1 protein-coding gene is annotated in these 559 nt (G+C 71.7%); it reads left to right on the top strand.

Features of this window, described 5'->3' with window-relative positions:
* Positions 1-559, top strand: a 559-nt coding sequence (locus FOE67_RS27960) for a LysM peptidoglycan-binding domain-containing protein (protein WP_182667583.1), incomplete at both ends; no start/stop codon positions are given.

Below are 559 nucleotides of genomic sequence, written 5' to 3'. Positions count from 1 at the left end.
CGTCAGATGTTTATAAGAGACCGGAGACCTTCGGCACCGCCGACCTCGGTCGGCAGCTGCAGCAGGTCGCGGCGGCCGCCGAGCAGGCCGCCAAGACCGCCGAGGCCGGGAAGAAGGCCGAGAAGGCCGAGAAGAAGGCCGCCGAGTCCCGGAAGGCCGACCGGAAGAAGGCCGCCGACCGCTACACGGTCGTCAGCGGCGACACCCTCTCCCGCATCGCCACCGCCCACGAGGTCGAGGGCGGCTGGGTGCGGCTGTGGGAGACCAACCGCGATGTGGTCGGGAAGAACCCCAACCTCATCTACCCCGGTCAGAAGCTGACCCTCACCACCGGTGCCGCCTCCGGCGAGCGCGCGGACCGCACCTCCGACCGCGCCGAAATCCCGGCCGAGGAGGCCGCGGAGGAGACCATCGAGGTCACCGTCACGGTCGAGGAGACCGAGAAGGCCGAGGACACCGGGAAGGCCGAGGAGAAGGCCGCCCCGGTCGAGAAGGCCCCCGAGGAGAAGCCGGCACCGGCCGCCGAGCCGAAGGCCGAGAAGGCCCCCGCCCCGCAGGC

This window comes from Streptomyces calidiresistens, assembly GCF_014141525.1.
Classification (GTDB): domain Bacteria; phylum Actinomycetota; class Actinomycetes; order Streptomycetales; family Streptomycetaceae; genus Streptomyces; species Streptomyces calidiresistens.
Note: the sequence above shows the minus strand (reverse complement) of the source record. Positions and strands in the feature narration are given on the sequence as shown.